The sequence below is a fragment of the Hymenobacter mucosus genome (genome assembly GCF_900188255.1).
Lineage (GTDB): Bacteria > Bacteroidota > Bacteroidia > Cytophagales > Hymenobacteraceae > Hymenobacter > Hymenobacter mucosus.
Map to the genome: position 1 here is coordinate 237,848 of NZ_FZNS01000002.1, position 25,384 is coordinate 263,231.

Consider the following 25,384-nt stretch of genomic DNA (forward strand, 5'->3'; position numbering starts at 1 on the left):
CATCCGTGCCTTATTTCGTTATGCTTCGCTTTACTCGTTTGCTTATTTCCGGCCTAGTGTTCCTACTAGCGCTGGCATTTTCACCTACTATAGTAGCGCAGCAAAAAAGTGGAATGCCCACAGCTCAGCGCAAGCTTACGGCCAAGGTAGTGCGGCAAGCTCGCTTTCGGGTGGATGCCACTCCTATGTTTGCCAACATCAACCGTATAGCCTACTTCCACGATAAAAAGGCCTTAAAAGCCATTACCAAGGCTGAAAAGCGCAGAAATTATCCGGCTGCCCGCAACCTGCTAGAAGCGTACGTGAGCCAATTCGGTATTGAGAACTTTTACAAAGACACTAACCTGCTTTGGCGCTTAGGGCAGCTCTGGGAGAAGACGGGCAATGAGGACCGCGCCAAGGCCTACTACCGGCTGGCCCTTAAGCACCGGCGCCAAGATCTGAAAAAGGTACAGTTGTACTACGATTCGCTGGAGCAGAAACAAGCGGAACTGTACGTTCCGCTGAAGGTATACTATGACGTGGTAGAATATCGCAAAAATATTGCGTCGTTTAAGCCGCCCAAAGGAGTTTACACAACCATGGGTGACGCTATCAACTCAAAAGTGGAAGACTATGGTCCCACTTTGAGTTCAGATGCCGACCAGCTCATCTTTACCTCGAAGCGCAAAATGCGCGGCATTCATGCCGTGGTAGATGAGGATTTGTACATGGCCCGGCGGGAAAATGACGTGTGGACGGAAGCAGAACCGCTACCTAAACCCATTAACTCTACCTACAATGAAGGCTCGGCATGCGTGAGCAAGGACGGCAAAACCCTCTTCTTCGCCCGGTGTGAATGTCCTACCTGCCATGGCAACTGCGACCTGTATACTACCACATTTAAAGATGGGCAGTGGACCACGCCCAAGAGCTTGGGCGCCAACGTTAATTCTGTTGCCTGGGACTCCCAACCCACATTATCGCCCGGTGAGGATACGCTGTACTTCGCCTCAGACCGATTGGGGGGATTTGGCTTATCGGATATCTGGTTTACAGTACGGCAGAAGAATGGACAGTGGAGCCGCGCCCAAAACCTGGGCCCAACGGTGAATACGCGGGAAAGTGAAGTAAGCCCGTTCTATCATCCACTCTACCACGTACTCTACTTCTCGTCGCGGGGGCAGCTGCTCAACTTCGGCGACTTCGACATCTATAAAACGTACCGGGTGCGTGGGCGCTGGCAGGAACCCATCAATATTGGGCCGCTGGTAAACGGGAAAGGATCGGAATACTACTTCACCATTGACGCCGACTCCAAGAGCTTATACTATGCCCGCTCAGAAGAGAAGGAGATGAAAAACCTCGACCTCTATTCTTTCCCGTTGCCAATGGAAGCTCAGCCACTAGCTACCACCCACGTAGAGGGGCTGCTAGTAGATTCTGTAAGCCAAAAGCCCCTCAACGGCATGGTCAGCATCATCGACACCGACAATGGAATTGAGGTTGCCAGCAAATACCTGCGGCCCGACGGCTCCTTTGATTTCGATCTGATTGAAGGCTCGCACTACGTCATGCTGATTCAAAGCCCGGACTTTTTCAGCGTAGAGAAAAAGTTTGCGTTGCAGGGCGACACCGTGATGAAGCTGATGACCAACTCGATTGACTACAAACTGCCGCTCATTTTTCAGAACATCGAGTTCGACCAAGATAAGGCCAACATCCGCCCGGCCATGCAACCTATCCTGGACCGCATTGCCGTGTTCCTAGTTGACCACCCCACCTTTCGCCTGAACATTTCGGGCCACACTGACTCCAAGGGCGACCCAGACTTTAACATGACCCTTTCGCAGGACCGTGCGGAGGCTATCCGCCGCTACATTGAGCAGAAGGGAAAGCTTAAACCCAACCGCATCGAGAGTATGGGCTACGGCAGTACCCAGCCACTCAAGGAGGAGGTAACCACTGAAGATGCCCGTACCAACCGCCGCGTAGAGTTTCGCTTAATCAAACCGGAAGGCGGCGAGCAGAAGGAAAACGGCAGTGGCAATTGGTAATGAGCGCCCAAGAAGGAACGTCTGTTCTGGAGGCTGCTAGTGGTGGAGCTTTTATACCTTGCGAGAAGCACCGTTCCAGTTGCTTCGTTGTTTTCACCCTACCCCGTCAACAATTGTAGTAACCCAGTTCTTTTTTCTGAAGGAAACTGCTCTGGACAAAATTTGCCGCTAGTCCAGAGCTGTTTCTGCCCTGGCTGCTGTTCCTCGCTACCCACGTCTATCTACGCAACGCGTAGTAGTGACTACCATGCTAACTCTCGCACCTCTTCACCTTCCCGGAACAAGGTGGTTTCTTTCTTCTTACCGGCCTCGAGGTTGACGACGTTCATCTGGTCGGGGAAAGTGTCAAGCAAGAGGGAATGACGTAGGGTAAGACGTTGCGTAGGCTTTGGCAGCTTCACGCTGAAGTACAGCCACTGAGCATCATTTTCGTGCTGAATGCCAAGCAAGGTCAAAGGCAACGCCTCCCCTGGCTTGGTGCCGAACTGCACCGAGCGACGCAGCACCTGTGTAACCAGCGCATGTAGTTGTGCCTTGGGCGTTTTATCGAAACTGATGATGGTAGGCTGGCCTTTGGACAAAGCCTGTTCGAAATCATCAGAAAACACCTTCAGGGCTATTTCAAGTTGAAGCTTTTGTGCATTGTACCGCAGCTCCATAATGCTGGCGTGGTAAGGATGCGCTACTGCCGGAAGGCGCAACAGCAACAATAGCCCCGCCAGCAGAAGCCAGCGGCCGGAAAAATTCGGTAGTCGGTTCATCGGGGTTCGTACGGGTGGGCTAGGGTAGTAGAAAAGCCGTGCCACTTTGCAGGGACACGGCTTTACACAAGAACAGTTCCAGGCACCTATTAGTAACTACTGGAAGAAGTTGATGATTTGCTTAATAATTAACACGTAGGCCATCAGACTTAGAATCAGGAACATGCCTACCTTTTGCGCATTTTCCAAAAATCTATCTGAGGGCTTGCGGCCTGCTACCATTTCGTAGAGTAGGAACAACACGTGGCCCCCATCAAGGGCAGGAATCGGCAGCAGATTCATGAAGGCCAGCACCATGGAAAGCATACCCGTCAGCGTCCAGAACCGAATCCAGTTCCACTTACCTCCGTACTGCTTTGCAATTTCAACTGGGCCACCTACTGACTTGCTGAAGGAAGCCTCTCCGCGGAAAATCTTAGCAAATCCTTTGATTTGACCGGTAATAACGGCAAAAGCATTCTTGGCCCCTACTGGCACCGAGCTAGCCAACGAATAGTGCCGCACCGATTCGTGCAACAGCAAACGTGGGTGGAAGCCAAGCGTGCCTTCCGGCGTTACCGTCATAGGCAGGGGAACTGTCTGGCCCGCTCGCTCTACTAGCACCGTGGTTTTCTTACCAGCGTAGGTGCGAAGCGTCTGTTGCAATTCATGGAAGAACCCAACTTTCTGCGAGCCAACCTGGAGAATCTTATCTTCTGCTTTTAGGCCGCCTTTGGAAGCCGGAGTGCCTGCTTCTACCGACTCGACCACGAAGGGCGACCGAGCCAGCACAAACGCTTCCTCACCTTGGTCGGTAAGGCGGTCCATGAAGTTGTTAGGCACGGGTACATCCACGAGTTGCCCATTGCGGTCCACGGTGTAGTAGGCATTGTTCCCCAGAATTACATCGGGGCTATACACATCGTTGAACTCCTCAAACGGACGGCCGTTGATTTTTACGATTCTGTCGCCGGGCTGGAAGCCAATCTCTTTACCCAGCTTGTTGGGAGCTATACCGTAGCGCACTTCCGACGCGGGCAGGTAGCTTTCGCCTTGGGTGTACGTGAGGAAGGTGAAGATGACGATGCCCGTGATGACGTTCATGATAATACCGCCCAGCATCACAATCAGGCGCTGCCAGGCTGGCTTTGCCCGAAACTCGTTTGGCTGAGGCTCAGCAGCTAGGCTTTCGGCATCCTGCGTTTCGTCGATCATGCCGTGGATGGCTACGTAGCCACCCAGCGGGAACCAGCCCAGACCATACTCCGTCTCACCGATTTTTTTCTTGAATAGGGCGAAGTTCATCACCCCAGGCAATGGAAATAGGAAGTCGAAGAAGATATAGAACTTATCGACCCGAATTTTAAAGTATTTGGCAGTTGCAAAGTGTCCGAACTCGTGCAGGCCCACCAGAAGAGAAAGACCCAGCAGCATCTGCCCGGCCATGTTTAGTCCTTCCAACGAAATAGGGTAATGAGGTGATTAAGTAAGGGGGAGCAGGTGATAGACAGCGCAATGCCCAACTACCAGCGCTACAAACAACGCACCGAACGGAACGACAGTGCCCCGGCCAGCGGCATTTCGGCCACTGTGTCAGCCACGGCCTACCAGCTCCTGCGCCACCCGTCGGGTTTCGTAGTCGGTTTGCACGTAGTCGTCGAGGGTTGGGGAGGCAAGGTACGAAACCCGCGCGAGGCTGGTTTCTACTACATCCGACATTTCGAGGAAGCCAATTTCATCGCGTAGAAAAGCAGCCACGGCTACTTCGTTGGCTGCATTTAACACGCAGGGCGCGTTGCCAGCCTGCCGCATGGCCCCAAAAGCCAAGGCTAGATTGCGGAAAGCGGAGGTGTCGGGCTGCTCGAAGGTAAGCTGGGGGTAGTCGAGAAAGGAAAAGCGCGGGAAGCTCGACGGCAGCCGTTGTGGGTAACCGAGGGCGTACTGAATGGGCAGCTTCATATCGGGCAGACCAAGTTGGGCTTTCAAGGACCCGTCTTCGAACTGCACTAAGGAGTGAATGATGCTTTGTGGATGCACCACTACATCAATTTGGTCATCGCGCAACCCAAACAGCCACTTAGCCTCAATCACCTCCAGGCCTTTGTTCATGAGAGATGCCGAGTCGATGGTGATTTTGGCGCCCATGTCCCAGTTAGGATGTTTGAGAGCCTGGGCCTTGGTTACTTGGGCTAGCTGAGCCGCCGTACGCCCGCGGAAAGGCCCACCAGATGCCGTCAGAATGATCTTTTCAATAGGGTTTTGTTCCTCCCCTACTAAGCACTGAAAAATAGCCGAGTGCTCGGAATCAACGGGGTATAGGCCTACTCCGTGCTCCTTCACTAGTTCTGTGATGAGCTGACCGGCCACGACTAGGGTTTCCTTATTGGCGAGGGCAATGGTTTTGCCGGCCCGAATGGCGCGCACCGTAGGCAGCAAACCCGCGTATCCTACCATAGCCGTCAGCACCACGTCCACATCGTCGCGGCCCGCAACGTCGGCAAGGGCAGCGGCACCAGTTAGAACTTCCGTGTCGGGCTGGCTGGCTAGAGCTGCTTTCACAACGGCATACTTGGCTTCGTCGCCAATAACCACGGCGGCGGGCCGAAACTCGCGGGCCTGCTGTATTAGTAAGTCGGCGTTCGACTGGGCCGAGAGGGCCGTAATGGTAAACTTGCCGGGTTGGGCACGCACTACGTCCAGAGCTTGAGTACCGATGGAACCGGTAGAACCAAGTAGGGTAAGACGCTTAGGAATGAAATCGGGCATAGAATAGGAAGAGGCGGGACTAGGACAAAGTTACACGAAGCCTCATCAGTTGCCTTACTTCTTATTCCTGACCGAGCCGTTACATACATCTGCTTCTTCCATTCCCTTTACCCAACCACGAAGCCCCTCATTACGAACTGCTGTTAGCTTGACTAGCACCTGGCAGCTATCCGTTGGGCAGATGGAGCCACAGGTGAAGCCCTTGGTTTGGTCAGGCTAAGCTAGGAACAGTGCTTCTTCTTACGCATCCCTATATTGTAACCACGCTATTTGCGATGCTCTGAAGGGCTTCAGAAAATTGGTATCTGTAGCGTACAACTTTAGCACGCGTTGTAAAGAGGATTGAGTCGCTAATCGGAAGCCTGATAGGTTTTGCATGCTTTGCATTCAGCTAATGTTGAGTTTGAGCCCCAGCAATAGAAGCAAAGCACATGAGTACTAAGCGCAAGCCTGTCTTTGCATACCCTACTTTATTGAACTGACAGAACCTGCACTGACTTCCCATTAAACATGGCTTGCTCCCCAGCCCGTTTGCCAGCCAGGGCCGCGGCTACCGGTGCGGCAGCCGATACGGCGAAATAGTCTCGCCCCTCTACTATCAGTTTGCCAGCACTGATGCTGATGTAGAACTGGCCCATACTGGTGTGTACCAAGGCGCCGGGCCGCACCGTGTCGCAGGGCAGTTCGGGCAGGATGCGCTGCAACTCGCCTTGTAGCTGCTGGGCCTGGTGAAGCTGTACTTTGTTCCGGTCCCGCTCGTTCTGCGCCATAGCGCGGCCGGTTTCATATTTGTCGCCGGCGCTGCTCTTGGTTTCAGAGTTGGCCGATTCTTGGGCGGCGTTGATGGCTGCCTGGCATGCTTCTATGCGTTCCTGCACGTAGGCTAGGCAAGCAGCATGGAGGCGGGATTTGAGTAGCTGGTCTGGGCCGGCCATAGCAAGAAAGAGAAAAGCGGGTTAGCGTAGTACTACGTCAGCCACCACCGGAAAGTGGTCGGAGGGGTAGAGGCCGCGCAGAGAATCAGTTAGGACGCCGTAGGTGAGCACCGCGTACTCTTTGCTGACAAAAATGTAGTCGATGCGGTCAGTTAGGGGCGCATCCAGCTTGAAGCCAGTGAAGGTGCCTACCGGGCCGTACGCGGGCCGCTTGGTGCTTCGGTACGTGTCGGTCAATAGCGTCTGCATAGTTTGGATCTGCTCCGTGTCAGGGGTAGAGTTGAAGTCGCCGGTGCAGATAACGGGAGCGTTCTTCGCAATTTCTTTGATCTTCTGCACCATTAGCTTGCCCGATTGGCGCCGGGCCTCTATGCCTTCGTGGTCGAAGTGCACGCTGAAGAAAAAGAACTCTTGCTTGGTTTTCAAATCCTGAAACTTGGCCCACGTACAAATGCGGTTACAGCACGTGGCGTCCCAGCCCTTGGACGGCTGATTGGGCGTTTGGCTAAGCCAAAAGTCACCGGTTTGCAGCATTTTTAAGCGGCTCTTACGGTAGAAAATAGCCGAGTGCTCACCGGCTTCCTTACCGTCGTCGCGTCCACTCCCTACAAAGGCGTATTCCGATAGCTCGGCTACGTCGTTGAGTTGGCCACGAAACCCCTCCTGGGTACCAAACACATCAAAGTTGTGGTAGCGCACCAAGTTTTTAACCATGTCCTTGCGGTTAGGCCAAGCATTTACTCCGTCGCTGGCCACGTTCAGGCGCAGGTTGTAGGTAGCAACACGCAGGGGCAGCTCGGCTTTTTGAGCAACGGTTTGCTGGCTCACAAGCAGAGCACTTAGCAGGATAAGGAAAAGCAGACGCATAGGTAGGTTTGGAAGATGAAAGCGGGGTCAAATTACGCTTATCTAACTTTCTGCCGTGTTTTCCTTTGCGAGGCGTTGCACGGCAGCTTGCACAGTGTTTACCCAGTTCAAGTCCTCGGGCTGCACTACTACCACCCGAAACCCGTAAGGCTCCCCTTCCAGTCGCACTCCTTCTGAATCATCTACAAGCAGAGTAATCCCGAACGTAGGTGGGTACTTGGTGCATCGTACTCGCACCTCACGGTTGTGACGCTGCTGGTTGACGACGCCATCTAGGCAGATACCATGTAGCCAGAATAGCCGCCGAATATGCCACACGCTGCGGTAAGAAGTTGTATACACCCATATTTCTAATCCATGAGCCCGACATAGACCAGCGGCTCGCGCCATTCCTTGGCGTAGACCTTCCTCACCGAGCAAGCGCGACAGTAGCGGCCAGCGCGGCTGTTCGAGTGGAAAATTATGGTTATTGCGGACTAGGGTGTTATCGAGGTCGAAGGCAAGGCGCATACACTACCAGCAGAAAAAGCCGCACCTAGAAAAGCCCCACTACAGACGGGCTATTAGCAGATCCACCACACTGAAGCCAGGCCAACGCTCCCAAAAGGTAGGCTACCACTCTTCTTGCAGCAATTGAGCATGCTATTCTTGAGTGCGCCTGGAAGAAGACGGCGGCTAGTAGGGCAGTCAAAGCTACTACCCCGGCTGATACAGAAAGCTTTTCTTCACGCATAGTTAGCTATTATGTAAGCCGTCTGCGACTCCCCTATCGTTGCTGAGGCGGGGTACTTTGTTTTGGCCTCCTAGCTTGCCCAAGCTTTTCATGTAGCGCTGGAAGGCTCCGGCCGACAACGCCGTAAGCTGCAGCGGAGCCAAGATATTGCCGCTAAGCAAATCATCGTAGTAAACGTTGCGGCGGCGCAGGCCCGTATCCAGGGCGGCGGCAAAAGCGGCAGCGTCGTGAGGAGGCTGGGCAAACTCAATGAGCCACTCGTGGCGGGACGGCACGGCCGGGTCGTCGCTGACGCGCGGCGCAACGGTGAATTCTACTACCTCTACCTCGGGGTGTTGCTGCATGGCCTCGCGCAGCGCTTGCTCTACTTCCTCGCCAATTACGTGCTCTCCGAAGGCAGAGAGAAAGTGCTTGATACGCCCCGACACAACCACCCGGAAAGGGTATTTTTGAGTGAACCGCACCGTGTCGCCGATGCTGTAGCCCCAAAGGCCGGCATTGGAGTTCAGCACGAGAGCGTACTGCTGGTCCAGCTCCACGTCGGCCAGCGTCAGGCGAGGTGGGTTGGGCTCGAAGAACCGCTCAGCCGGAATAAATTCAAAGAAGATACCCGCATCAAGCAGCAGCAGCATGCCCGGGTTGCCGGGCTCGTCCTGGAAAGCTAGGAAACCTTCGGAAGCAGGAAACAACTCAATGCTGTCCACTGGGCGACCAATGGTATCGAAGAGCTTCTTGCGGTAGGGCTCGAAGTTGACGCCCCCGTATACAAACAAGTCGAACTGCGGGAATACTTCCCCCACGGGCCGGCCGGTGCGGGCCACTAGGCGGTCGAAGTACATTTGCACCCAAGGCGGAATCCCCGAAATCAGGGTCATGGGCTGGGGTAGCGTTTCTTCCACAATGCGGTCCAGCTTCGTCTCCCAATCCTCAATGATATTGGTCTGGTAGCTGGGCATCTGGTTGCGGCGCAGATAGGCCGGCACGTGATGATTGGCAATACCCGACAGGCGCCCCGTGTGAATACCGCCCACGGTTTCCAGCTCCGGACTGCCCGATAGGAAAATGAGCTTCCCATCCAGAAACTGGCTTTTACCGGTGCGGTGCACGTAGTGCAGAAGTGCGTCTCGGGCTCCGTCAATGTGGTTAGCGATGCTCTCCTTGGTGATGGGAATATACTTGGCGCCGCTGGTGGTACCGCTGGTTTTGGCGAGGTACAGGGGTTTACCGGGCCACAGCACATCAGGCTCCCCCGCTTTCACGCGGTCGAAATACGGACTCAGGGCCTCGTAGTCGCGGACAGGAACGCGAGCAGCTAGGTCCTGTGCCGTGCGGGCGCTGCCTAGGTCATGGTCGCGCCCGAAGGCCGTGCGGGCGCCTTGGGTTAGTAGCTCGCGCACTACTCGCTGCTGGGTACCAATGGGGTCTTGCTGCCACTGGCGGTAGCGGTGCGCAACGTAGGCGGCCAGCGGCCTACTGAGAGAGGATTTCAGACCCATATGATCAGACAGCGCAGTAAGGATAATGAGAACTTCATGGCCTACCTCGAACCAAGCAGGTAAACCAAAGGTACGCTTCTAGCAAAATTAGGGGCATAGCCACCAAGAGTTCATCCATTCCCCAACCTCGGCCGTACTAGGTCACACGTCATCTCTTACACTCCATATTTTTTACTCATGATTAACCAACGTGGCAATGCCGTTTGGAACGGCGACATCAAAGGCAGCGGCGAAATTTCTACCCAGAGCGGCACCGTAAAAGCCCCGTATTCAGTAGGTGCACGCTTCGAGGGCCAGAAAGGCACCAACCCTGAGGAGCTTATTGGCGCGGCCCACGCCGGCTGCTACACCATGTTCCTGACCAGCATCCTAACCAAGGATGGCAAGCAAGTCAAGCAAATCCGCACCGAGTCGAAGGTGACGCTGGATACCTCGGGTGAGGTGCCCAAGGTGGTAAAAATTGCTCTTACTACAGAGGGTGAAGTAGAAGGCATCTCGGCCGAAGAGTTCCAGCAGTACGCGGAGAAAGCCAAAGACAACTGTCCCATCTCGGTTCTGCTAAAAGCTGTACCAGAAATGGAGTTGGCCTCCGTTACCCTCAAGTAAAACCGGTAGCTGTTGCTGCCTACTAAGCCCGCATCTACTAGCTAGCAGCCAGTAATGCGGGCTTTTTCTGATTAGTGTATAGCTGCTGCTTAAGTAGGTGCGTATGGCATAAAAGGGACTAGCATGCCCTCGGTGGCTGCCCTCCCGTGCATTCCCTAGCACTCATGTGTCTTTGAGTAGCGTCCGAAGTTCTATCTTTGAACCTGACTTACCGCCACTACACCCGTATGCCTCCAGCTTCTACTCGCATTCGTCTCCAACCCGCCAACACGCAGCGCATCCCCTTTCTGGGCCAGTTATTCCTGGGGTTGCTCTGGATTGGCTATACTATTGCCCTCATCGCAACGGGCGAAGGAGCCAGCGACATGCATTTTCTGCACTATGTGTTCCTGGTGTTTAGCCTAGTGTATGTAGGCTACGTGCTGGTGCACAACGCGCCCGTGTTTGGCACCCAGAGCTACCTTGAGTTTACCCCCGCCTACATTGTGCACAAAGACGGCCTGTTCCGTCCTAAGCAAGCCTTCCCAGCCGAAAACATTTCCTCTCTGGAACTGGTACCTCAGCAGCTGCGGGTGCAACTTGCAGAAGGCGGTACTTATGCCCTGAGTTTGCGCCAGGTAAAAGGTCTTAAGCGTAAGCGCGCCTTGCGCGAACAGGTGCGCACCTTTGCGGCCAAGCACAACATTCCCCTGCGCGACACGCAAGCTACCAGCTAAGCGTTCTTGAGCTCACAAAAAAGCCCTCACTTGCGTAAGTGAGGGCTTTTTTGTGAGCCTTAGTGTTGCTACTAGCTTACTTACCCGCAAACTTCTTGCGCAGCTCCTGAATAGTGGACCGGAAGCTTTTATCGGAGTCAATAAGGTCAGAAACCGTTTGTACGGAATGGATTACCGTAGTATGGTCGCGGCCGCCGAAGTGGTGCCCAATGCTTTTTAGGGAGTGCGTGGTGTGCTCCTTCACGAAGTACATGGCTACCTGCCGGGCCGTCACCACTTCTTTCTTGCGGGTTTTGGCCTTGAGTAAATCCAGTGGCACACCGAAGTATTCGGCGCAGGTTTTCTGGATGTAGTCAATATTTACTTCGGCTTCTACCTCCTCAATAATGTGACGTAGAGCCTGCTTGGCCATTTCCAAGTCAATCTCGCGCCGGTTGAGGCTACTTTGGGCCACTAGCGAAATAAGTACCCCTTCCAGCTCACGCACGTTGGTGTTTACGGAATGGGCCAGATACTCCACTACCTGCGGCGGGATGTCAATGCCATCCTGCTGCATTTTATTCTGGATAATAGCCATGCGCGTCTCGAAGTCGGGACTTTGCAAGTCGGCCGTCAGGCCCCACTTAAAGCGCGACAACAAGCGGTCCTCCAGCCCAATCAAATCGCGCGGAGGCCGGTCCGAGGTCATGACAATCTGCTTGCCCGCTTGGTGCAGGTGGTTGAAGATGTGAAAGAACATCTCCTGCGTCTTATCCTTACCCGATAGGAACTGCACGTCGTCCAGAATGAGAATATCAACCAGCAAGTAAAAGTTGGCGAAGTCCTGCACCGCATTGGAGCGCAAGCTCTCGATAAACTGGTTGGTAAACTTCTCCGCCGAAACGTAGAGCACAAACTTATCGGCGTTGGTGGCCTTGATGTGGTTGCCGATGGCTTGCACCAAGTGGGTCTTACCCAAGCCTACCCCTCCGTAAATCATCAGCGGGTTAAAGGAGGTAGTGCCCGGCTTGTTGGCCACAGCCAAGCCTGCCGACCGCGAAAGACGGTTACAGTCCCCTTCAATGTAGTTTTCGAAGGTATAACTGTGGTTGAGCTGGGAGTGTAAGTAGTTCCGGTCGATTCCCTTACTAGCCTCAAATGGGTTGCGCAGAGTAGCCTGGGGGGCAGGTGCCGCGGCAGCGGCGGCCACGTTGCGCGCCGAGGACGACATGGGCCCATCAGCCAGCGCCGCGGCGGGTGTGGCCACTGGGGCCGGGCCGGTAGCCTTGCGCGAAGTAGGAAGGTTAAGGGTACGCGGCTTCGTTTGAGCATTGCCCTGATCGACCACGATGCTGTACTCCAGCCGCCCATCCGGCCCTAGCTCCTGGTAGATGGCCTTCTTTAGCTCATTGACATAATGCTCCTCCAGCCATTCATAGAAAAATTGGCTGGGTACCTGAATAATCAAGACGTTATTGTGGAGCTGAACCGGGACGATGGGCTGAAACCACGTCTTGAAGCTCTGCTCACCAATGTTTGCCTTGATGACGCGAAGACAGTTGGCCCATACGGTTCGGCAATCCTTCAGCATCAATCAATTAGGGCAACAGCAACAGGTGCAGGGTGAGGAGAAAAGAAGGCCGGCCACGGTCCAGGAGAGGGCCGTTTTTTTTAGGGGGAGACAAAAATGTGGAAAAGTCAGGAGACAAAAAAACGCCCCATCCTCTTGCTTTTTACGCTTCGCGCACAGGAACAACCGAAGTCATAGCCACCGCTGGACGGCGGCTACCCCGCGCAAACGAGTAGTCGAGACGGCCGAGATTAATACCCGACCAACCTACTTGGTTGATCAGGGTACGATGCCCGTTAGGACCGTCTACGGCATCGGGCTTTTCCAAGAACGTGTGGGTGTGGCCGCCTAGTATCAGATCAATGCCGGGAGCACCCGCCGCCAGCTTGAAGTCATCGACCTTCGGCCCCTGGTATTTGTAGCCCAGGTGGGAAAGGCAAATAACCAAATCGCACTTCTCGGGGCCGCGCAGCTTGGCTACCATAGCATTGGCCGTAGCAATAGGATCCAGATACTTCGTGGCGCCAAAGTTTTTGTCGGCTACCAACCCTGCTAGTTCAATGCCCAACCCAAATACCCCAACCCGAATCCCTTGCTTATCAAACACTTTATAGGGCTGAAACTTGCCCGCCATATTAGTATCTGAGAAGTCGTAGTTGGCAATCAGAAACGGAAACGATGCATTGGGCAGTTGCTTCTGCAACCCTTCCAAGCCATTGTCGAAGTCGTGGTTACCAAGGGTGCTGGCGTCGTACTTCATCTGGCTCATCAGCTTGTACTCAAGCTCCCCCATGAAGAAGTTGAAGTAGGGCGTGCCCTGCCAGATGTCGCCAGAATCTAGCAGTAGCACGTTTAGCTCTTCCTTTCGGATCTGCTCAATAAGGGAAGCTCGCCGTGCCATCCCCCCCATACCAGCCCACTGCGCCGCATTGTCGGGGAAGGGCTCAATGCGGGAGTGCATGTCGTTGGTATGCAGAATAGTGAGGCGGGTAGCTTTGGCATCGGCGGCCACAGCGGGCAGGCTAGTACCTAGTAGGGCAATGCCGGCGGCGCCTAAACCTGTATGTTTCAGAAATTCGCGACGGTCCACGGTGTTGATTTCTTGAGGAGTTGATATGCTGCGCTGTTTGTTGGGTTGGAAACTGGCGAACCGATGGCAGGCTCCCGGTTACACTCTACGCCAACGATGCAACGCCTTATTTTACCCGTCCTTCGACGCTGGCTTGAATAGGTTTGCCCTGGGCAGTTTGCTCCCGAATGTACTCGGCAATAGCGTTGCGCAGCAGCACGCCCGTACCACGGGGTCTGATAACTTTCAGGAACGTCATATTGTCGCCGCCACCCGCTAGGTAGTCGGAAATGGCCACGGTGTATGTGCGCGTAATATCAAAAGGCTGGCCGTTGATGCGAACATCCTGGGGCTTACCATCGGCTGCCGTATACACTGCCCCAGAGATGGGCATTTTTACGCGGGCCGCAAAGTCGAACAATTGCTGCACTACCACGCCGGGGGCATCAAGCACAACTAGCTCATTCTCAAAGGGCATTAACTCGAAGATGGACCCTAGCGTTACTTGACCCGCAGGAATGGGGGCGCGCAGGCCCCCATTAGTCATTACTCCTAGGTCTATGGGTTTACCAAGTTCTTTGCTGGCGCGTACCCGTTGGATATCGGCCACGAAATTACTCAGGGGCGACTCCCCATTGCTTTTCACAATTGCTACCGGAGCCGTTCCCAGTACGGCCGTCATCTGCTCCGTTACGCGCTGACGGTAGGGAGCAATGGTAGCCGCAGCCGTGGGGTCTTCGGGAATAGATTTGCCAACGGGCTGGGCCGTAACCGGGGCCAACTGGGCCGTAGGCTGGTAATAGGTACCACGCTGACAGGCCGGGGCCAGCGCTATGGCTGTAAGCAGGCTGAAAGCCGCTACGCGAGAACGAAGGAAGTGCATCAGATCAGGACCAATCGAGTGAGGGCAGACCACAAAGGTACACTAGCGTGGCCGGAGTTGCAGCGGGGTTATGGCCGCAACTTGGTGCTGAGGCGTGCACAAACAGCAAGGCCGAGCATAAAAATGCCCGGCCTTGTCCTGTGAAAAAGATGCGGAGCAGGCTATTTTCCGAAGGTGTAGCCCGCCAGTAGTGATAGGCCCCGGGCACCCGAGAGCAGACCAGACGATTGAGAAGTGCTATCAAAACTATCCAGGCGGGCTTCGAGGTTGATGTCACCAGCTTGCCCCGTAGAAATCAGCACGCCTAAGCCTACTGTAAGTCCGGTGCCGTACGCGCGCAAGTCAAGGGGGGTAGTAGTTACTTGACTAGAGAAGCGGGGGTAATAATCTGTTTCTTGGCCCTCATGCTTGGTATGCACTGCAAACACTCCTCCACCTTGAATGTAGGGGCGAACTGGCCCCCTTGTTAGGCTATAACGCAAAAGCAAGGGCACCCTCACGGAAGACAAGTTTACTTGCAAAGTTCGCTCATACCCACTCCCTAAGCTACCCGTTCCGGTATAGGCAGCACTATACTCTTGTTCTACATAAATTGCCTGTGCTACAATAGAAAGATGCTGGTTGAAGCTGCCCGGATGAAGTTGAATACCTATCCCGTAGGAGGGGCGCATGGAGGAATGTAGCTCCTTTTCTATGTTACCGTTGAAGTCTACATCTGCCTGATAACCGCCGCCTAATACTGCAAACCGTAAGCGAGTTTTCGGACGTTGAGTTACACGTTGTTCTCCTCCCTTGCAAACGTTGTATGCGGAGAAAACTTTTACCAATTGTGATTCGGCCAATTCCGTCCGCGTGAGGGTAGTCTGCACCGCTGGGCAATCTGCCATTATGGTCCAGAGCACGTTACGGAATGGATATACTCTGGTACGGGTCTTTGTCTCGGCGTGTGTCTGTTGATTATACTCCACAACAGTAGTATCGCTCTGAACCAAGGGTAGTAAGGCAGTTCCGGGCGCCGCCTGGGCGTAGTAAAACTCCGTATCATCCTGGTCGGCGTAGCGGTACAGAGATGTCTTTCCGACCACTAGAGCCTGCACAAACACTTGGGTTTTGCCGGCAGTTGGTAACGTTTGGCTTTGATACTCGCGGCCACTAGTAAAGCCGTAGCCACGCAGCTGCGCTGGCGTATATTCTGTGACGGCAGCGTCGGAAGAAGGCCGAAAGCGGCATACTGTGGCGTTGCGCCGTTCGCCGCGGGAGTCTACTTGGCCCCGCAGCGTATCACCAGAGAGCGGGAGCACATAACCGGGTTTGAAATTAGTTTGAGGCAGGGCTGGGACGGACATGAGCAGCAAGGCTCCAATAAGGGTATTACGTAACACGTACAGGCTAACTGATAAGTGAAGGTGGATAACAGGCATCCGAGATGGGCAAAAGGTATCTGAGGAAAGTACCACCCTCCAAATACGAGGCAGCTTTGTAGCCCCGAAACGGTATCTTTAGGGCGGTTTCTACCGCTTGTTTTCCACCCCCACCCCGCCGTAGTATGGCCGATACGCCGCTTTCCGCGTCTGTTTCTTTTCCTGAATTTACGCCTCTTACCACTACCCAGTGGCAGGAGCGCATCCAACGCGACCTGAAAGGGCAGGACCCAAGTGCCCTCGCGTGGCATACGCCCGAGGGCTTTACCCTTGCGCCTTTCTACCACCGCGAGGCGCTGGATGCTTTGGGTGGCGCACCCGTTCCACAAGTGCGGGCCCAGGGGCATTGGCGCAATGTGCCTACTTACAGCGTGTCCGCCGACGATCGGGGCCACGCCGCCATCGACCGGGCCGCGGCGGCTTTAGAACGCGGGGCCGATGGTGCCCATTTCGTGCTGACTTCGGCGGCCGATTTCGACGTGGACTACCTGCATCTGCACCTTCCGCTGCAGCTCACCTACGTAGGCTACACTGTTCGACGGGGGGCGGCGGAATTCTTGCGGCGCCTGCAAGCTACGGAGGCTACGCCGCGCGGCTTTCTGCAGTTTGACCCCGTTACGTGCCGCGTGCCCGATTTACCAGCACAGTTTCAGGATTTACGAACGGCCGTAGCGCTCAGCCAAGCGTGGCCAGAGTTCCAGACCTTGGGAATAGATGCTGCTTACTACGCCAACCGGGGTGCTACGGCTACTCAGCAGCTTGCCTTTGCCTTATCCACCGCAGCGGCCCTACTAAGTGAGTTGCCGATCCACGAGTTGCCGGTAGAGATGGTAGCGCGGGCCTTGCAGGTGCACATAAGCATCAACCCCAACTACTTTTTTGAAATAGCCAAGCTGCGTGCGCTACGGCGGCTGTTTGCCACCTTGGTGCAAGCCTACGGAGTACCTACAGAAGTAGCGCTGGAAATACCCATCTTTGCTAGTACATCCTCCTGGAGTCAGACTACCCTTGATCCGCATACCAACCTGCTGCGGGTGACTACCGAGGCCATGAGCGCCGTGCTGGGCGGGGCCAATACCATCAGCGTAGGCACCTTCGACAGCCTGATTCACGCCCCCAACGAGCTAGCTGAGCGTCTGGCTCGGAACCTGCCGGTGCTCCTGCGCGAGGAAGCATATCTCGACCGGGTGCAGGACCCGGCCGCGGGCTCCTACTACCTCGAAACCCTCACCGACCAACTGGCGCGTGAAGGGTGGGCCTTGTTTCAGAAGGTGCAAGCAGCGGGTGGTTTGCCCCAAGCTACGGGCCTAGTGCTACAGGAACTGCACGCTGCTGCTCAGGCACAGTTCCGGCGCATTGCTACCGGCGAGCATGTGGTGGTAGGCACCAACCGCTTCCAAAACCCTAACGAGCAGTTCGACTATAATCCCAAGCGCCTGCTGCGCAGCCGTGAGTTTGACAGCACCCGCGCCACCTACCCTACCGAAGTACTGCGCCTCGCTACGGCCATGCACTTCGACCGCCGCGAGAAGCAACGGAAACGGGCTGCTATGGTATTGCTGGGCGCGCATACCAATCAGCATATTCTAGAGTCGTTTCTGCGGACCCTGCCGGACCAGGAACGCCCAGAGTTGCGCGAGGCCCACCCCGATGGTACGCTGTCGGTACTGTTTTCCTCCGCGGAGGAGGCTACGCTAATGTACGCTACCCCCGAGCAATTCGGACGCTTGTCGCGGGCTGTTAGCCATGTGCCCATTGATGAGCCAGAATTTGTGCCACCCGTGTTACTCACTTCCGATCTGCCTACTATGCAGGAGGCCATCCGCATTTTCGGCTTCCGAGAGTTTACCGTTCAGGGGTACAGTACGGAGGACGTGCTGGCGCGTTTGCAAGGAAAAAAGTAAGTCTCATGCGTACTTCTACTCACCTGCTGCACGTGCTAAATAGCCAGCTTGGCAAGGCCGCGCTAGTTGCACTGTCAGCTTACTTCATTTTTCAATTTGGTAAGAGTATAGGGGAGTTTGCGTATTACTTCCAGCACTAGGCTCCACTACTTTTCCAAGCAGCCCCTACCCTTCCACTGCTTCCCAGTACCCGCTACCACCCACCAATTCCGATGAAGCCCGACTTTTCTCAGATAGCCTACGATGCCGCGCAGCTGCCGGCTCCGCCCGTTGATGCACCTACAACCAACACGCCCGAAGGCATTGAGCTAAGAGAGTTCTACACGCCGCAGGATGTGCAGTACCTCGACCACCTGGGCTTTGGCGCGGGGCAGGCCCCCTACCTGCGTGGCCCCTACAGCACTATGTACGTGCAAAACCCGTGGACCATTCGGCAGTACGCGGGCTTCTCAACGGCGGAAGAGTCCAATGCTTTTTATCGGCGCAACCTGGCGGGCGGGCAAAAGGGTCTGTCGGTAGCGTTTGACCTGGCAACCCACCGGGGCTACGATTCCGACCATCCGCGCGTGGTCGGCGACGTGGGCAAGGCCGGCGTGGCCATCGACTCGGTAGAAGATATGAAGGTGCTTTTCGACCAGATTCCCTTGGATCAGATGTCGGTGAGCATGACCATGAACGGGGCAGTGCTACCGGTAATGGCCTTTTACATTGTGGCGGCGGAAGAACAAGGTGTAAGCCCAGAGAAGCTATCGGGCACCATTCAGAACGATATTCTGAAGGAGTTCATGGTGCGCAACACCTACATCTACCCGCCTGAGCCGAGCATGCGCATCATTGCCGACATCTTCAGCTACACGGCCAAGCACATGCCGCGCTTCAACTCCATCAGCATCTCGGGCTACCACATGCAGGAAGCCGGAGCCACCGCCGACTTGGAGCTGGCGTACACCCTGGCCGACGGGGTGGAGTACGTGCGCGCTGGCCTAAAGGCCGGTATGACCATCGACCAGTTTGCGCCGCGCCTATCGTTTTTCTGGGCCATTGGCATGAACCACTTCATGGAAATTGCCAAGCTACGAGCTGGCCGCCTGCTGTGGGCCAAGCTCATCAAGCAGTTTGGGGCTGAAAACCCGAAGTCGTTGGCGTTGCGCACGCACTGCCAAACTTCGGGCTACTCCCTCACCGAGCAGGACCCCTTCAATAACGTAGCCCGCACCACCATTGAGGCGCTGGCCGCGGCCCTGGGTGGCACCCAAAGCTTGCACACCAACGCCCTCGACGAGGCCATTGCGCTGCCAACCGACTTCTCGGCCCGCATTGCCCGCAACACCCAGCTCTACCTCCAGCACGAAACCGATATTACCCGCGTGGTGGACCCCTGGGGCGGCTCCTACTACGTGGAAACCCTCACCCACGAGCTAGCCAATAAGGCCTGGGCCCTGATTCAGGAAGTAGAAGAACTAGGCGGCATGGCCAAGGCTATTGAAACTGGCCTACCCAAGCTGCGCATTGAGGAAGCTGCGGCCCGCAAGCAGGCCCGCATTGATGCGGGCAAGGAGGTGATTGTGGGCGTAAACCGCTTCCGCCTGACTGAGGAGCAGCAGGCCCAGGAGGCGCAAATAGAAATCCTCGACATCGACAATGCCGCCGTACGAGAGTCCCAGATTGCGCGCCTCAACCAAATCAAAGCCGAGCGCGACACTGAAGCCGTGCAGCAGGCCCTAGCCGCCCTCACGGAAGCTGCCCGCTCCGGCACCAATAACCTGCTGACTTTGGCGGTAGATGCCGCCCGCCTGCGCGCTACTCTCGGCGAAATTTCCGATGCGCTGGAAGCCGTATATGGCCGCCACCAAGCCACTATCCGTACCGTGTCGGGCGTGTACTCCCAGGAAATGGACTACGACCAGGAATTTGCCAAGGCCCGCCAAGCGGCCGACGACTTTGCCGCCAAAGAAGGCCGCCGCCCCCGCATGATGGTGGCCAAAATGGGCCAGGACGGCCACGACCGGGGCTCCAAGATTATTGCTACCTCCTTCGCCGACGTAGGCTTCGACGTGGACATTGCCCCCCTCTTCCAAACCCCCGACGAGGTAGCCCGCCAAGCGGCCGAAAACGACGTGCACGTAGTAGGCGTGAGCAGCCTTGCCGCTGGTCACAAAACCCTGATTCCGCAGCTCATTGAGGAGCTACGGCAGCTCGGCCGCGAAGACATCCTCGTCATTGCCGGTGGCGTTATCCCCGCTCAAGACTATCAATTTCTCTACGATGCCGGCGTAGCCGGCGTGTACGGACCAGGAACGGTAATTGCCGTGGCCGCTCAGGAGATATTGGGGAAATTGGGAGAGTAGACAGAAAAAAGCACTAGGTGCTCAAACAAGATGCGCATTGACGAAATAGACCAGGAGGACGCAGATATTGATTGGTTTGCCACGGACAGCAACGGGCATATCCTGCATGTAGCGTCCGGCGGCGGGATACTGCCAGAGTCGGTGGCAGCTTCCCAGGAGGCGCTGCTAGAGTTGCACCTGTATTTTCTGACGCTGCCGGAAACCGACTCGGCGGTGGCGGCCGAAGTAGCCGATGGCGCCGAGGAAGCCAGCAGCTACCAGAGCTTTGCTCGCTACGCACGGCGTGGGTTGTTTTCCTTCGAGAAAACCCGCCTCCACGAGCGCGCCGATACACGTTACCACTTAGTAGCCCGGCCGCTTCGGCCGCTACTGCTGCGTGACCTACCCGAGCCCCTGGCCAAGCTACTGCGCCACACGCAGCTACCCGATTCAGTAGTGGCAGCCACGCAGCTAGATAGTGCCCGCATCAGCTAGGAACGTGCCCCCAATGATTTGCTGCCCGCTGGGGCCGGACGCCCGGCTCCAGCGGGCAGTTTTGGTAAATGACGATTCCTGATTCAACGATTCAAAATGCTCCACAGTCTATGTAGTGGTAGCCTACTATATCGATGGGTATAATGCGCGTAAAGACTTTCCCCTAGCACTACTACTCCCACCACCTCACTTGGGGCAGCGGACCAGCATCGAGGGTTATGGGCTGCCCGAGCTGAGGGGTAGTGATGGGCAGGTGCAGGCGCGTGGCCTCGGCAGTGGCGCGCGTTACTGACTCGTTCCAGGCGTGGTGGGCCTCCGTGAATGCACCCCAGTGAACCGGCAGCAGCACACGTGCCTGCACATCGAGGGCGGCTTGCACGGTTTGCTCGGGTAGCATATGGATTTGCGCCCACTGCTTGTCGTACTGGCCGCACTCCATCAGGGCCAGATTGAATGGGCCGTATTGCTGGCCGATTTGCTGAAAGTGCGGGCCGTAGCCTCCGTCACCACTGTAGAACACACGCTTGGTAGGCGTTTTGAGCACCCAGGAGCTCCAGGAGGTAGAGTTACGATTGGTGAGGCCTCGGCCGGAAAAGTGGCGGGCTGGGGTGCTGATGATGGTGAGGCCAGGCAGCTGCACCGAGTCGTTCCAGTCTAGCTCCTGAATGCGCGCTGCCTCTACGCCCCAGCGGCGCAAGTGGGCCCCTACCCCTAGGGGCACATAGAAGTGCGCCACCTTCGTGCGCAGCTTCACAATGGTTTTGTAGTCGAGGTGGTCATAGTGGTCATGGGAAATCAGCACGGCGTCAATGGGAGGAAGCTGCTCTGCGGTAATGGCCAGGCTGGAATTGTAACGCTTGGGCGTCACCAAGGATAGCGGCCCCATTTTCACGCTAAGCATGGGGTCAAGCAAAATGTTCTTACCCGCAATTTCTACTAGGCTAGCCGAGTGCCCAAACCACGTTACGCGGACCGTTTCGGGCGTTTTGCGGGTGATACTCAGCGAATCTAGCTGCTGAGTAGGCAGGGGTCCATCGGGGGCTGCGTGGGGCGTTTTGCCAAACACAAAGCGCCACAACGAACCAAACATGCTACCATCCCCAGTCATCAGAGTAGTAGGCACCAGGTTTTGAAACTCACCGTCCCGGTAATGTCCTGATTGCGCGTAGGCCGCTTTTTCTTGGTCGGTTGGTTTGCCACCTAACTCCGGGCTTAGCTGGGCAAACGCCACACCCGCCACCAGCAAGAGCACTAGCACACTCGCGGCCAGGCGGCCAAGTACTTTCCAAGGTTGACGCATAGTAAACGGGTAATAACAGCGCGGCAGGAGCACCGCTAGCGTTGTAGTCGAACTAGTACGCAAAATATTGTACCTCGTCGGCCACATACCCAAAACGGCCTCATCCGAATCATCGAACGAGGCCGTTTTAGAGGCGCTAGAACTGCTACAGCTTACGTAGGCTACGTCTGATTCTTGGCGTAAGGAAGCCACGGCGGGCTACCGGCGGGACGAAATCTACGGTTTACCGCTGCACTAGCTGCGGCCACCGGCCTCGCGGCGCTCAAAGCCGCCGCGCCGGTCGCCCTGGCGGCTGCCCATCTGGCGCTGACGCTCCTGACGCTTAGCCGCTAGCTGGGCGTACTGCTTTTTCGAAAGCACATCTTTCAGCTTTTTGTCGGCGGCTTCGTGGATGCGCTTGGCTTCGGCCATGTGCTGGCTACGGTCTTGGCCGGAGCGGCTGCGTAGGGCCTGCATTTGCTGCTGCTGCTCCTGGAATATCTTCTCGACCTTCGACTTCTGCTTGCTACTGAGATCAAGCTCTTTGGCCATCTGGTCGGTGCGGCGCTGCTGGTCCTGGGTGCCATGCTTGCCTTGCTTATGGTCTTTACCACGGCCGTCCTGGCGCTGCTCACGGCCAGATACGGGAGCCTGGGCGGCAACGGTGGTTTCGGCGAATGAGGTAGCAAGACCGAGGAGGATGGCGAGGCTGAAAAGTTGCTTTTTCATGGTTGAAAGGAGGATGGAGGAAATGATGAAGTTTGAGGTTCAGGACGCTGCGTTCTGTCTGTCCTTGTTCAAACCAAGTGCCCCCTTTGCGGCCAACTAGGGCAAGTCTCTATCAGTACCCCGAAAAAACCGACCAATATGCCCGTTTCTTCGCCCCATACTTTGACAACACAGTACCGTTGCACGGCCTGTAGCGGTTATTGCTGCCTTGCCTAGCCATTCGCGCGGCTAGCAGCGGTTTTTCAGCCTTACCGCTCGCCGAAATGAGGGTGTATGCGCTATGGCCCAGTGAAACGCTAGGTACGGGCGGTCTTCGCTAGCCCATTGCACAGGCCCTTGCGTATAGCATACCAAACCGCAACCCCACCTTATGAGCACCGACACTTTCTCAACCGGGCCCGCCGCTGTCTTTGCCCGCATCGAACACAACGGCCAGCACCTTACCGTGGTGAAGCTCCAGCAAACCGAAGGGCCACTCAATACCAGTGCGCTAGAACAGCACCTCACCACTGCCCTGGGCCTAGCCCCTAATGCCCTGCTCCTAGTACTACCCACGGAAGGCGGACCGGTGCTGGGCCAAGGGCCAGCCGAGCAACTCTACAACGACTACCTCTCCACAAATACGGCCGCAGTAGTAGAACAAACCTGGCAGCCCTTGGGCTAATTGCCAGAAGCCCTACCTAAAGCCACCAAAGCAATACCTTACCGCCTCAAGTGCGCTTCCGGTGAGCCGCAAACCAACGCACCCCCGGCATCCTACGACAAGAGCCTCCGCTACCTAGTGCAGCGGAGGCTCTTGTCGTAGGATGCCGGTAGCGTTCAGGCTTATTCGTCTCGGCCAGAAAGCAGGGCTACCAGCACTCCACCGGCCAGCGCAGCAAAGGCCCCCGTCAGGACAGGGTGCAGGCTAGCGCGGGTGTACAGGCTTTTCTTCATAACATAGCCAGGGTGGTCGCCGTGCACTTTTCCGTCGCGCACCTCGGGGCGGTGTAAGGAGCCAGCGGGGTGGCGTGGGGGCTCGTCGCGGGTTTGCAGCTTCATGTTTATCTTCTCATTCATGAAGTCCATAGCCCGCGGAATGTGCTTATTCAGAGAGCTGAACATCTTGCCACCTCCCCCAATATATACATCTCGCTCGGGGTGCTGGGCCGCGTGAATGATGGCGTTGGCTACTTCCTCGGGCTCGTACACGGGTGGTGGCAGCTGAGGCTCCCGGTCCATGTAGTTTTTGGCGTGCTGCGGGAAGGGCGTATTAATGGCCGCAGGCTTAATGAGGGTCACGGAAACCGGGGCCCCTTCTTCTTCCAGTTCTATGCGCAAGGCATCTGTGAAGCCCTTAATTGCGTGTTTGCTGGCCGAATACATGCCTTGCAGAGGAAAAGCAATGTCGGAGGCCACGCTGCCCAGGTTTATAAGAGCGCCGCCGTGCTGTTTGAGGTATTTAATAGCCTCTAAAGAGCCGTTTACCACGCCCCAGTAGTTGGTATCAAACATACGGCGGCTGTCCTCGTCGCTTACTTCTTCCAGGCGCCCCCAAATGGAAGCAGCTGCATTATTAATCCAGGTATCAAAGCCCCCGAATTTTTCTTTGGCAGTAGCGGCAACGCGCTGAATATCGGGAATACGGGCTACGTCGGCCACCACGGTAGCTACCTGGCCGCCGCGACGAGTTAAGTCGGCGGCTACTTTTTGCAGGTCTTCTTCGCTGCGGGCAGCCAGTACCAGCTTTGCGCCGGCCTCGGCCGCCATGCGGGCAGTGGCTAGGCCAATGCCGCTAGTAGCACCCGTAATGACAAGAGTTTGTTTCTTCAGTGGTTTGAGTTTCATAGGAAGGGAGGAGTAATAGTAGAAGGCAGTGCAATTGACTTTCTCATACGGCTTTATACCCCTGGCGGCCAGCCCAGGCCATAATTGTGCAATACCACCCAGCGCAGACAAATTGGGCTCTTGGTGGTTTAAGGCAGAAGTTTCCTTCCACCATCTCTTCCGTATGGATTTACAACTCACCAGTAAAGTAGCCCTGGTTACGGGGTCTACCGCCGGCATTGGCCTGGCTATTGCGCGCCGCCTAGCTGCCGAGGGCGCCGAGGTCATTCTTACGGGCCGCACCGAAGCGCGCCTAGAAGAAGCACGCGCCGTCATCTTGGCCGAAACGCCCACTGCCCTTGTGCGGGGCGTGCCCGTCGACTTCAGCAAAGCCGAGCAGGTGAACTACCTGCTCATGGAAGTGCCCACGGTCGATATCCTGGTAAACAACGTGGGCATTTTTGAGCCTAAACCGTTTGCCGAAATTTCGGACGAAGACTGGCTGCGCTTCTTCGAGGTGAACGTGCTGAGTGGGGTGCGACTATCCCGCCAATATTTCCCCCAGATGCTGAGCAAAAATTGGGGCCGCATTCTGTTTATCAGTAGCGAATCGGGCTTGCAGATTCCGGCGGAGATGGTACACTACGGCACTACTAAAACCGCCCAGCTAGGCGTAGCGCGGGGCCTAGCCGAACTTACGGCGGGTACGGGCGTCACCGTAAACTCCGTGCTGCCCGGCCCTACTGCTTCTGAGGGGGTAGAAGAATTTTTGCGCCAACTAGCCGGCGAGGGCAAAACCCGGGAAGATGCCGAGCACGAATTCTTCCGCGACGCCCGTCCCTCATCCCTGCTCAAGCGCTTCATCACCACCGACGAAGTAGCCTCCATGGTGGCCTACCTGTGCAGCCCACTGGCCGCCGCTACCAATGGCGCTTCCGTGCGCGTAGATGGGGGCGTCATCCGCAGCATTGGCTAGTCCTGAAAAGCTCCCCCTTCCTCACTAGCGCGGCCCCGGCTACGGCTACAC

24 protein-coding genes are annotated in these 25,384 nt (G+C 56.1%); 9 read left to right on the top strand and 15 right to left on the bottom strand.

What is annotated here, in order from left to right:
* Positions 1-20 precede the first annotated feature (20 nt).
* Positions 21-2,036, top strand: coding sequence for an OmpA family protein (locus tag CHB83_RS04940; RefSeq protein ID WP_245855285.1), 2,016 nt, complete (start codon positions 21-23; stop codon positions 2,034-2,036).
* 242 nt (positions 2,037-2,278) lie between these two features.
* Here CHB83_RS04940 and CHB83_RS04945 read toward each other — a convergent pair whose 3' ends face one another.
* The 7 genes from CHB83_RS04945 to CHB83_RS04975 form a co-directional block, all read right to left on the bottom strand.
* On the bottom strand, positions 2,279-2,797 hold the full coding sequence (locus CHB83_RS04945; RefSeq protein ID WP_045687855.1) for a DUF6702 family protein: 519 nt from the start codon (positions 2,795-2,797) through the stop codon (positions 2,279-2,281).
* Positions 2,798-2,893: 96 nt separating this feature from the next.
* Entirely contained in the window at positions 2,894-4,237 is a 1,344-nt protein-coding gene (gene rseP, locus CHB83_RS04950; RefSeq protein ID WP_045687856.1) for an RIP metalloprotease RseP, read from the bottom strand.
* Positions 4,238-4,369: 132 nt separating this feature from the next.
* Positions 4,370-5,542 carry a 1-deoxy-D-xylulose-5-phosphate reductoisomerase gene (locus CHB83_RS04955; protein ID WP_045687857.1) on the bottom strand — a complete coding sequence of 391 codons (1,173 nt, stop codon included), beginning with the start codon at positions 5,540-5,542 and terminating at the stop codon, positions 4,370-4,372.
* A 470-nt stretch (positions 5,543-6,012) separates the two neighbouring features.
* Positions 6,013-6,477: a 3-oxoacyl-ACP synthase gene (locus CHB83_RS04960; protein ID WP_089331874.1), complete on the bottom strand. Its 465-nt coding sequence runs from the start codon at positions 6,475-6,477 to the stop codon at positions 6,013-6,015.
* Between the two features lie 21 nt (positions 6,478-6,498).
* Positions 6,499-7,344, bottom strand: a complete 846-nt coding sequence (locus CHB83_RS04965; protein ID WP_089331875.1) for an endonuclease/exonuclease/phosphatase family protein — start codon at positions 7,342-7,344, stop codon at positions 6,499-6,501.
* 42 nt (positions 7,345-7,386) lie between these two features.
* The gene (locus CHB83_RS04970) at positions 7,387-7,854 is read right to left on the bottom strand and encodes a hypothetical protein (RefSeq protein ID WP_089331876.1); all 468 of its coding nucleotides are present in this window, start codon (positions 7,852-7,854) and stop codon (positions 7,387-7,389) included.
* A gap of 225 nt (positions 7,855-8,079) precedes the next feature.
* On the bottom strand, positions 8,080-9,573 hold the full coding sequence (locus tag CHB83_RS04975; protein WP_089331877.1) for a GH3 auxin-responsive promoter family protein: 1,494 nt from the start codon (positions 9,571-9,573) through the stop codon (positions 8,080-8,082).
* Between the two features lie 177 nt (positions 9,574-9,750).
* Between CHB83_RS04975 and CHB83_RS04980 the strand changes: the two genes are divergently transcribed.
* Positions 9,751-10,179, top strand: a complete 429-nt coding sequence (locus tag CHB83_RS04980) for an OsmC family peroxiredoxin (protein WP_045687861.1) — start codon at positions 9,751-9,753, stop codon at positions 10,177-10,179.
* A 227-nt stretch (positions 10,180-10,406) separates the two neighbouring features.
* A complete protein-coding gene (locus CHB83_RS04985) occupies positions 10,407-10,895 on the top strand; it encodes a hypothetical protein (protein WP_143437001.1) in 489 nt (162 codons plus the stop codon).
* 76 nt (positions 10,896-10,971) lie between these two features.
* Here CHB83_RS04985 and dnaA read toward each other — a convergent pair whose 3' ends face one another.
* From dnaA to CHB83_RS05005, 4 genes are all read right to left on the bottom strand, one after another.
* Positions 10,972-12,465, bottom strand: a complete 1,494-nt coding sequence (gene dnaA, locus CHB83_RS04990) for a chromosomal replication initiator protein DnaA (RefSeq protein WP_045687863.1) — start codon at positions 12,463-12,465, stop codon at positions 10,972-10,974.
* A gap of 142 nt (positions 12,466-12,607) precedes the next feature.
* On the bottom strand, positions 12,608-13,534 hold the full coding sequence (locus CHB83_RS04995; RefSeq protein ID WP_089331878.1) for a bifunctional metallophosphatase/5'-nucleotidase: 927 nt from the start codon (positions 13,532-13,534) through the stop codon (positions 12,608-12,610).
* Positions 13,535-13,640: 106 nt separating this feature from the next.
* Positions 13,641-14,396, bottom strand: a complete 756-nt coding sequence (locus CHB83_RS05000; RefSeq protein ID WP_045687865.1) for a 5'-nucleotidase C-terminal domain-containing protein — start codon at positions 14,394-14,396, stop codon at positions 13,641-13,643.
* A 161-nt stretch (positions 14,397-14,557) separates the two neighbouring features.
* Positions 14,558-15,817 carry a porin family protein gene (locus tag CHB83_RS05005; RefSeq protein WP_089331879.1) on the bottom strand — a complete coding sequence of 420 codons (1,260 nt, stop codon included), beginning with the start codon at positions 15,815-15,817 and terminating at the stop codon, positions 14,558-14,560.
* Positions 15,818-15,942: 125 nt separating this feature from the next.
* Here CHB83_RS05005 and CHB83_RS05010 point away from each other — a divergent pair, with 125 nt between their 5' ends.
* The 4 genes from CHB83_RS05010 (at position 15,943) to CHB83_RS05020 (ending at position 20,543) form a co-directional block, all read left to right on the top strand.
* Positions 15,943-17,721 (top strand): methylmalonyl-CoA mutase family protein, encoded by a 1,779-nt coding sequence (locus tag CHB83_RS05010; protein ID WP_089331880.1) that lies wholly within the window; start codon positions 15,943-15,945, stop codon positions 17,719-17,721.
* A gap of 5 nt (positions 17,722-17,726) precedes the next feature.
* Positions 17,727-17,861 carry a hypothetical protein gene (locus CHB83_RS24190; protein ID WP_262490725.1) on the top strand — a complete coding sequence of 45 codons (135 nt, stop codon included), beginning with the start codon at positions 17,727-17,729 and terminating at the stop codon, positions 17,859-17,861.
* A gap of 72 nt (positions 17,862-17,933) precedes the next feature.
* The gene (scpA, locus tag CHB83_RS05015) at positions 17,934-20,069 is read left to right on the top strand and encodes a methylmalonyl-CoA mutase (RefSeq protein ID WP_089331881.1); all 2,136 of its coding nucleotides are present in this window, start codon (positions 17,934-17,936) and stop codon (positions 20,067-20,069) included.
* A 30-nt stretch (positions 20,070-20,099) separates the two neighbouring features.
* Entirely contained in the window at positions 20,100-20,543 is a 444-nt protein-coding gene (locus CHB83_RS05020) for a hypothetical protein (protein WP_045687868.1), read from the top strand.
* Here the strand turns inward: CHB83_RS05020 and CHB83_RS24195 are convergent.
* From CHB83_RS24195 to CHB83_RS05030, 3 genes are all read right to left on the bottom strand, one after another.
* Positions 20,520-20,648, bottom strand: coding sequence for a hypothetical protein (locus tag CHB83_RS24195; protein ID WP_262490726.1), 129 nt, complete (start codon positions 20,646-20,648; stop codon positions 20,520-20,522). The genes CHB83_RS05020 and CHB83_RS24195 overlap by 24 nt on opposite strands.
* Positions 20,649-20,715: 67 nt before the next feature.
* Positions 20,716-21,843, bottom strand: coding sequence for an MBL fold metallo-hydrolase (locus CHB83_RS05025; RefSeq protein WP_089331882.1), 1,128 nt, complete (start codon positions 21,841-21,843; stop codon positions 20,716-20,718).
* A gap of 234 nt (positions 21,844-22,077) precedes the next feature.
* On the bottom strand, positions 22,078-22,551 hold the full coding sequence (locus tag CHB83_RS05030; RefSeq protein WP_089331883.1) for a hypothetical protein: 474 nt from the start codon (positions 22,549-22,551) through the stop codon (positions 22,078-22,080).
* Between the two features lie 370 nt (positions 22,552-22,921).
* Between CHB83_RS05030 and CHB83_RS05035 the strand changes: the two genes are divergently transcribed.
* On the top strand, positions 22,922-23,215 hold the full coding sequence (locus CHB83_RS05035) for a hypothetical protein (RefSeq protein ID WP_089331884.1): 294 nt from the start codon (positions 22,922-22,924) through the stop codon (positions 23,213-23,215).
* A 161-nt stretch (positions 23,216-23,376) separates the two neighbouring features.
* Here CHB83_RS05035 and CHB83_RS05040 read toward each other — a convergent pair whose 3' ends face one another.
* On the bottom strand, positions 23,377-24,378 hold the full coding sequence (locus CHB83_RS05040; RefSeq protein ID WP_089331885.1) for an SDR family oxidoreductase: 1,002 nt from the start codon (positions 24,376-24,378) through the stop codon (positions 23,377-23,379).
* A 163-nt stretch (positions 24,379-24,541) separates the two neighbouring features.
* Here CHB83_RS05040 and CHB83_RS05045 point away from each other — a divergent pair, with 163 nt between their 5' ends.
* On the top strand, positions 24,542-25,333 hold the full coding sequence (locus CHB83_RS05045; protein WP_089331886.1) for an SDR family NAD(P)-dependent oxidoreductase: 792 nt from the start codon (positions 24,542-24,544) through the stop codon (positions 25,331-25,333).
* The last annotated feature ends 51 nt before the right edge of the window (positions 25,334-25,384 follow it).